Raw genomic sequence first — 7,294 nt, 5'->3', positions numbered from 1 at the left:
TAAAGAAAAATGAAGTAAAGCCGTTTAAACTCGCAATTTAATAAGTAATCTGTTGCTTTAGTCGACTAGTGTCCAGTATTAGGGGGTTAGACCGAATTACTGCCGAAATCTCGCTTCATTCCATCGTTGTTGCATAACGTACAACAATTTGGTCCTATTCAGGCCATTTCGCACCAAATGGGCTCAAAATGTTGTGCAAACTACAACTTCAAGTTACCAAATAGCCTTTTGGCATCTGAATTGTTGTATAAACTACAACACTGACAACCACTATAGCCCATTTGCCCTCACAAAAACTGAAAGAATCTAAAAATCGAATTTTGGCGTTTTGAATACCAGTTGGGAGGAGGCATTATAGGTGGTAAGCTCTGCCTTTCCCTCTAACCCCAAAAAAATAAAAAGAGGGCATTCCGTCAAATGGAATACCCTCTTTTAACCATTTTACACAGCAGAAACTTCTTTCACAGCCCCCGTTTGTAGCGACATATCTGGTTCTTCTGGATTTGCATTAAACTGATTTTCACTCTTCGCAATCACAATTGTCGCTACGCTATTACCAATAATGTTCGTAATTGCTCTCGCTTCGGACATGAACCGGTCCACCCCAATCAGAAGCGCCATGCCTTCAATGGGAATGACATTGTTCGGAATTGCGGCAATTGTGGCCGCCAGTGTGACGAAGCCTGATCCGGTAATGCCCGCAGCACCCTTTGAAGTTAGCATCAGTACGCCCATGAAGGTCAGTACCTGCATCCAGTTTAGTTCAATACCATAGGCTTGCGCAATGAATAACCCTGCCATAGATAAGTAGATCGATGTACCATCAAGATTGAATGAATAACCAGTAGGAACAACAAGACCTACAACGGACTTAGATGCGCCAAACTTCTCTAGCTTTTCCATAACGCGCGGCAATGCGGATTCGGACGATGATGTTCCTAATACAAGCAGCAGCTCTTCTTTAATGAAACGCAAAAGCTTAATTAAGCTAAACCCATACATTCTACAAATGGATCCGAGCACAATAAAGATGAACAATGCCATGGTTATATAGACGGACCCCATCATTTTACCGAGAGAAAACAAGGAATGAACGCCGAATTTACCGATCGTATAAGACATTGCACCAAAAGCAGCAATTGGAGAGAACTTCATGATGATTCCTACAATGCGGAAGAATATTTCATTCATCTTCTCTAAGAAATTCGTAACGGGTTTCACTCTGTCCCCAAGACCAGCCATCGCCAAACCAAACAAGATAGAGAAGAATAGAACCGGCAGCATATCACCTTTGGAGAAGGCAGCCATCACGTTATCCGGAACGATACTTGTAAGGAAATCGACAAAGCCGTGACTAGTTGCTGCCGCGTCTTTCGTATATTTCGCAACATCTGCGGCCTTCACACCAGCCGTGCTCATTCCTGCGCCAGGGCGAATGATGTACATGACAGCTACGCCGATAACCATTGCAAACGTAGTAATAACTTCAAAGTACAGCAGCGCCTTGCCGCCGATTCGACCTACTTTTTTCATGTCACCCATTCCAGATATCCCGATAACAATGGTAAAGAACACAATGGGAGCTATGACCATCTTGATCATTTTCACGAACACATCGGAAAGTACTTTTAAGCTCTCTCCCTGATGAGGGAAAAACTGACCGACAGCAATCCCGAGCACAATCGCTAGCAGTACCTGCAGGGTTAAGTTTTTTCTAAGTTTCATCATCATCTTAATTCCTCCTAAAGTTATTTGGGACCCCCGCAAAGTAGTCGGAATATACTTCAGAGCTTAGCGTCACTTTGTGGGGAATTATAGGGATCTTTGAGCGTAGCTCAAAGTCTCTCCTTGTATCGTTAGGCTTGGACTTTCTCTTTACGTCTTCTGGCGACCCCGTCTTCATAAGCTGCTTCTATAACCGCATCTCTCACTCGTTCTGCGACTGATTGATTGAACACACTTGGAATAATGTAAGACTCATTCAGCTCATCCTCTTGAACAACCGATGCAATCGCCTTGGCTGCGGCAAGCTTCATATTCTCAGTCACTCTGGATGCCCTGCAATCCAGCAATCCCCGGAACAAGCCTGGGAAGCACAGCACATTGTTGATTTGATTCGGGTAGTCCGAACGGCCAGTTGCCATAACCCGCACATAAGGCTCTGCCTCTTCGGGGAGAATTTCCGGCGTCGGGTTTGCCATTGCAAAGACGATCGGATTTTCCGCCATTTTGGCGACGTCTGCTCTTTTCAGTACACCAGGACCCGATACACCGATAAAAATATCTGCTCCTTCAATAACTTCCGACAGCGATCCTTGAATCTGCTTAGGATTTGTATGTTCCGCATACCATTGCCAAAACGGATTGTCGTAAACGCCATCACGCGTGATAGCACCCTGTCGATCGACACCGATAATATTTCGAACACCTGCAGCCATCAGCATTTTGGTGCAAGCCGTTCCTGCCGCGCCAACGCCGCAAAGCACAACTTTGCAATCCTCAAGCTTCTTGCCCACGATCTTAACGGCATTAATCAATCCTGCCAAAAGCACCACAGCTGTACCATGCTGATCATCATGAAAAACGGGAATATCCAATTCCTCGATAAGCCGCTGTTCAATCTCAAAGCATCTAGGTGCAGATATATCCTCTAGATTGATTCCGCCGAACGTCGGAGATAGCGCTTTCACGATATTCACAATTTCATCTGTGTCCTGTGTAGCCAGACATATTGGGAAAGCATCAACGCCTGCTAACTGCTTAAACAGCATCGCCTTTCCTTCCATGACGGGCATCGCTGCTTCAGGTCCAATATCCCCTAGACCAAGTACGGCAGTTCCATCCGATATGACCGCGACTGTGTTGCGCTTGATTGTAAGTGTATGAGCAAGCGACGGCTTTTCGTGGATCGCCATGCACACCTTGGCAACACCCGGCGTATACACCCTAGAGAGGTCATCCCGATTTTTAATAGGATATTTTGGACTCATTTCAATTTTCCCGCCCAAATGAAGGAGAAACGTTTGATCCGAAACATGAACGATTTTCACTCCCGCCAATTTTCGGATGGCCGCGGCAATCAATTCCGTATGCTTGTTATCGTATACATTGATCGTGATATCCCGAACCGTGATGTTTTTATCCGTTCTAACGACGTCAATGGCTATAATATCTCCACCTGCATCACTAATGGCCGTAGCCACACTGCCGAATGACGCGGTATCCTTATCCAATTCTAATCTCAAAATAATACTTGTATTAACTCCCGATGGGATTGACACGTTCTTCACCTCAAGCGATATTAGACTTTGTTATAACATCTATTTCTGTTCTCATGATATCGCTTTCAAAAGAAGGCGTGAAGAATTTGACCATATTGGTACTTATGGTCTTTTTGGTCTTCACTTTGAGTTATGATCTTTTATCGTCTGCCATCCATACATATCTATTAATCGGGCGCCCAATCCCGCCATATTCAAGGTCTAACTTCACCTGCTTATTCTTCTCCAGAAAATCCAGATACCTGCGCGCCGTAACTCTTGCTAATCCAACGCCCTCGGCTACTTCTTCCGCGGATAAAGATTTGTGCTGCTGCATCAGAAACAGCATGACTTGTTTCATCGTCAGTGCTTGCAGGCCTTTGGGCAAATCCCTTTGCACACTGAACGCAGGTGATTCAGGAAGCGGTTCTCCCCCGTTATTACCGTGTAATAGTTGATCCAATTCAACTTGTGATAATGTCGATTCTGTACCTAGTCGCCTCTTCATTATTTGGTAATTTTCCAGCGCTTCTCGGACTCTTTCAAACTTAAAAGGCTTCATGATATAGTCCACGGCCCCCTGATGAAGCATCCGCTGGATCGTTGGAATGTCATTAGCCGCCGTAATGACAATGGCATCTGTGTCCAACTGTTCATTTCGAATCTGCTGCAGCAATTCGGTTCCATTTTGCCCCGGCATATAGATATCTAGAATTACAAGGTCAGGCTTCAATTCACGAACTTTCTCGATACCATCTAACCCGTTAGAGGATGTCCCTACAATTTCAAAGCCGGGAACTCTCTCAACAAACTGTCTGTTCACTTCAAGAACCATCGGATCGTCCTCAATCAGTACGACTCTGTACATGAGTTTCTTCCTCTCTTGTATGCATCGGGAATGTGAGAATAAAGCTCGTCCCCACGCCAACCGTGGACTCTACTTCCAGATGAGCACCGCATTTGTTCACAATATTATGGATTAAATACAAACCAATGCCCCTGCCTTCGCCTGCATTTGTGGAGAAGCCTCGCTCAAACATGCGTTGTTTGGTTTCCTCACTCATACCCTTCCCATTATCCTCGACCAAAATCGATAATACCTCATCATCCTGTTCGATACTGATAAAGACCTCTTTCTTACCTTCCTTCTGCTTCAGGGCATCAAAAGCATTCTCAATCAGGTTCCCCAAGATGACCACAACGTCGTGCTGATCCAAATGTTCCGGAAATCGCACCAGCCTGCTTGCCCGGTCCAAACGGACATCGACGCCCAACTCTCTGCCGCGGCTGATTTTCCCCAAGAGCAACCCTGCCGCACTCTCATTCGCGATCTTGCTCGAGACAAAGCTGCTGAGCTCGGATTGCGCTTCCATCGTTTCGAATAAATAATCAAGCGCCTTTTGCTTATGATCAAGTTGGATCAAGCCGCCGATGGTATGCAGCTTATTCATATATTCGTGATTCTGCACACGAAGTGCGTCAACAAATGCCCTTACTCCGGTCAACTCTTCCGCGATTTTCGTCACCTCTGAGCGATCTTGAAAAATAGCTACGGCGCCAACCGTATGATGCCCAACTTTAATAGGAACCCGATTACTCAAAATATGGGCAGGACCAACATGCAGTTCTTGGTTATAAACAGCATGATTCAGCTGCAAAATTTCCGGAAGTCTCGTATCCGGCAGCACTTCCCGAATATGGCGTCCCAGTACTTCTCCTTCGATTTGCAGCATTTTTTTGGCTTTATCGTTAAAAACCGTGATGTATTCCTGGCTGTCTATGGCAATAACGCCTTCATGCATCGCATTGAAAGTGGCGGTTCGCTCTACGAGCAGCTGGGCGATTTCCTCAGGTTCCAAGCGAAACATCTGCTCCTTAATATGCCTTGAGAGCATCCACGAACCCAACACACCAAAAAGCAAAGATAAAAATACCGTCACATAAATTTGCCCCCGCATGTCGAGAATGATCCCGGTTAGTCCCGGCACCAGCTTCCCCACCAATACGACGCCTACTTGTTCGTGCTGCTCATTCATGACAGGTACGAAGGCTCTAAGCGCTGTCCCTTGCTCTCCTTTTGCCCTGGAAAGATACGTATGCTCGGCAAAGGCAGCATGCTCGTCCTCCCCCTGCGAAAGCTCCCCGATCCGGGAGGATGACGGGTGAGACCAACGAATGCCGTTCATGTCCATAACAACAATATAGTCAACGTCATTAATGATTCGAAGACGTTCAGTGATCGGATTAATTTCCTGCCTATGGCTTTGTTCCGTAAGCCCGCTGAGGATAGAAGGCAATTGGGTAACTGTGCGCGCAGTAACAAGCAGTCTCTGTCCAAGCTCTTGTTCCTGAAGGTGAATCACACGGCCTATTAAAATGATACCGCCGATACAAATCGCAAATAATACGATACCGAACGACAGGATCGTAATTTTCCAATTCATGCGAAGCCCCTTGATCTTCAAAGCCATCACCTACTTTCTAGCTTACCGTTTATTTCTACGATCATCATACATTATGTTACACTGAATTTATGATATACAACAGCTGGGGGGTCCATTATGAGAACATTTTTCGGTATTACGTTGTTTATTTTAATCGGCCTCCTGACAGCGGTGGGTTTCGGTTTTTCCTGGCAATTTAATAACGGCCCGCTTGTGGGTGATGATGAGCAGATTGGACTCGGCCAACAAAAGGTCATCCGATTCAGCTTTAGTGTAGCGGAGAATACACCCAAAGGTTTAGCCGCTCAAGAGTTCGCCCGATTAGTTAAAGAAAAAACAAATGACACCATCAAAGTAGAGTTGTTTCCGAACAGTACTTTATACAATGATACGGAAGAAGTTGCGGCTTTGCAGGGAGGCAGCATTCAAATGATTGCGCCAAGCTTCTCTAATATATCCGAGGTCGTACCTGAGTGGATGGCGATGGACCTCCCTTTTGCTTTCCAAAATGAAGAGGCTGTAGAAAAGGCGTTCCGGGGCAAGATCGGAGATATCCTAATGCGCAAACTTGAAGAAAAAGGCATTATCGGTCTAAGTTTTTGGGCAAATGGTTTTCAGCAGATGACCTCCAATCGCGGCATGCTCGTCCATCCGGAAGATTTTCGAGATTTGACATTTCGGATTCTTCCTAGCAAGGTTATTGAATCCCAATTTCGTCATCTGAATGCGAAGACAGTCCCCATTCCTTTTAACCAAGTTTACCGCAGTATGGAATCCGGTCTGGTCGACGGTGGAGAGAATACGATTTCGAACATCTACTCTAAAAAGATGTATCAAGTCCAAAAATATCTAACCATAAGCAATCATGCTTATCTAGGTTATGGCGTGCTAATGAATAAGGCATTTTGGGAGAAGCTATCCGCTGATCAGCAAAAAACGATTAATGAGGCCATGCAGGAAACCACGGTTTGGGCTAACCAAAATGCGATCGAGGTCAACCGTAAACAATGGAACGAGCTGCAGAGGATTGGCCAGATGAACGTTCACCTCCTATCCAAAGAGGAACGGGATGAATGGCAGCAAGCGCTTGAACCTGTCTATGAAGAAGCTGGGTCCTATCTTAGTAAAGATCTTATGGACGCCGTGAACGAACTCAGACGCGAGAGCACTAAAGAGCAATCGGGGTTATACTAAAAAAAGGCGCTGCAGCGTGAGAAGAGGCCATAATATCCCTTCTTACACTGCAGCGCCTTACTTATTATCAACCATTTACGAACAAATTGCCGCTTCATATCGTAAGGAGGCACCGACTACAGGCAACTCATTAACTAAACCAAGCTGTTTAAACACATGCAAGCTGCTGTTAACCGTCATTGCATTCATATGGGGATATTTAACGATCAATGCTTCACATATGTCTTTGACCGTCGTGTAACTGCCCTGCGCATAAAGAAACGTAAGTATTGCACACCGCTGAGGTGTTAAAGGTATGTTTTTGGCGCGCATCCGCTGCAGCGCTTGATTCAGATCATGTTGTACCATGATGGGAACCTCCTCTTCGATTTATTAGCATTTATTCACTTATTTATT

Annotated in this window: 6 protein-coding genes; 1 reads left to right on the top strand and 5 read right to left on the bottom strand. The window is 45.4% G+C overall.

The window, feature by feature from the left end; genetic code table 11:
- Positions 1–441: 441 nt before the first annotated feature.
- From ASG85_RS26115 to ASG85_RS26100, 4 genes are all read right to left on the bottom strand, one after another.
- The gene (locus tag ASG85_RS26115) at positions 442–1,728 is read right to left on the bottom strand and encodes a dicarboxylate/amino acid:cation symporter (protein WP_060648178.1); all 1,287 of its coding nucleotides are present in this window, start codon (positions 1,726–1,728) and stop codon (positions 442–444) included.
- Between the two features lie 128 nt (positions 1,729–1,856).
- A complete protein-coding gene (locus tag ASG85_RS26110; protein ID WP_060648173.1) occupies positions 1,857–3,281 on the bottom strand; it encodes an NAD-dependent malic enzyme in 1,425 nt (474 codons plus the stop codon).
- Between the two features lie 130 nt (positions 3,282–3,411).
- Positions 3,412–4,128 (bottom strand): response regulator, encoded by a 717-nt coding sequence (locus tag ASG85_RS26105; RefSeq protein ID WP_060648177.1) that lies wholly within the window; start codon positions 4,126–4,128, stop codon positions 3,412–3,414.
- Entirely contained in the window at positions 4,106–5,704 is a 1,599-nt protein-coding gene (locus ASG85_RS26100; RefSeq protein ID WP_321166607.1) for a sensor histidine kinase, read from the bottom strand. Before ASG85_RS26100 ends, ASG85_RS26105 begins: the two co-directional genes overlap by 23 nt.
- A gap of 117 nt (positions 5,705–5,821) precedes the next feature.
- Here ASG85_RS26100 and ASG85_RS26095 point away from each other — a divergent pair, with 117 nt between their 5' ends.
- Positions 5,822–6,898 carry a DctP family TRAP transporter solute-binding subunit gene (locus ASG85_RS26095; protein ID WP_060648171.1) on the top strand — a complete coding sequence of 359 codons (1,077 nt, stop codon included), beginning with the start codon at positions 5,822–5,824 and terminating at the stop codon, positions 6,896–6,898.
- Positions 6,899–6,973: 75 nt separating this feature from the next.
- On the opposite strand, the gene ASG85_RS26090 is transcribed toward ASG85_RS26095, so the two are convergent.
- Positions 6,974–7,246: a Fur family transcriptional regulator gene (locus tag ASG85_RS26090; RefSeq protein ID WP_057301935.1), complete on the bottom strand. Its 273-nt coding sequence runs from the start codon at positions 7,244–7,246 to the stop codon at positions 6,974–6,976.
- Positions 7,247–7,294 lie beyond the last annotated feature (48 nt).

This window comes from Paenibacillus sp. Soil724D2, from assembly GCF_001427935.1.
GTDB lineage: Bacteria > Bacillota > Bacilli > Paenibacillales > NBRC-103111 > Paenibacillus_E.
Note: the sequence above shows the minus strand (reverse complement) of the source record. Positions and strands in the feature narration are given on the sequence as shown.

Excerpts from the sequence above, each read along its gene's own strand:
- ASG85_RS26100 (WP_321166607.1), bottom strand. The coding sequence starts at position 5,704 with ATGAATTGGAAAATTACGATCCTGTCGTTCGGTATCGTATTATTTGCG.
- ASG85_RS26105 (WP_060648177.1), bottom strand. The coding sequence starts at position 4,128 with ATGTACAGAGTCGTACTGATTGAGGACGATCCGATGGTTCTTGAAGTG.
- ASG85_RS26090 (WP_057301935.1), bottom strand. The coding sequence starts at position 7,246 with ATGGTACAACATGATCTGAATCAAGCGCTGCAGCGGATGCGCGCCAAA.
- ASG85_RS26115 (WP_060648178.1), bottom strand. The coding sequence starts at position 1,728 with ATGATGAAACTTAGAAAAAACTTAACCCTGCAGGTACTGCTAGCGATT.
- ASG85_RS26095 (WP_060648171.1), top strand. The coding sequence starts at position 5,822 with ATGAGAACATTTTTCGGTATTACGTTGTTTATTTTAATCGGCCTCCTG.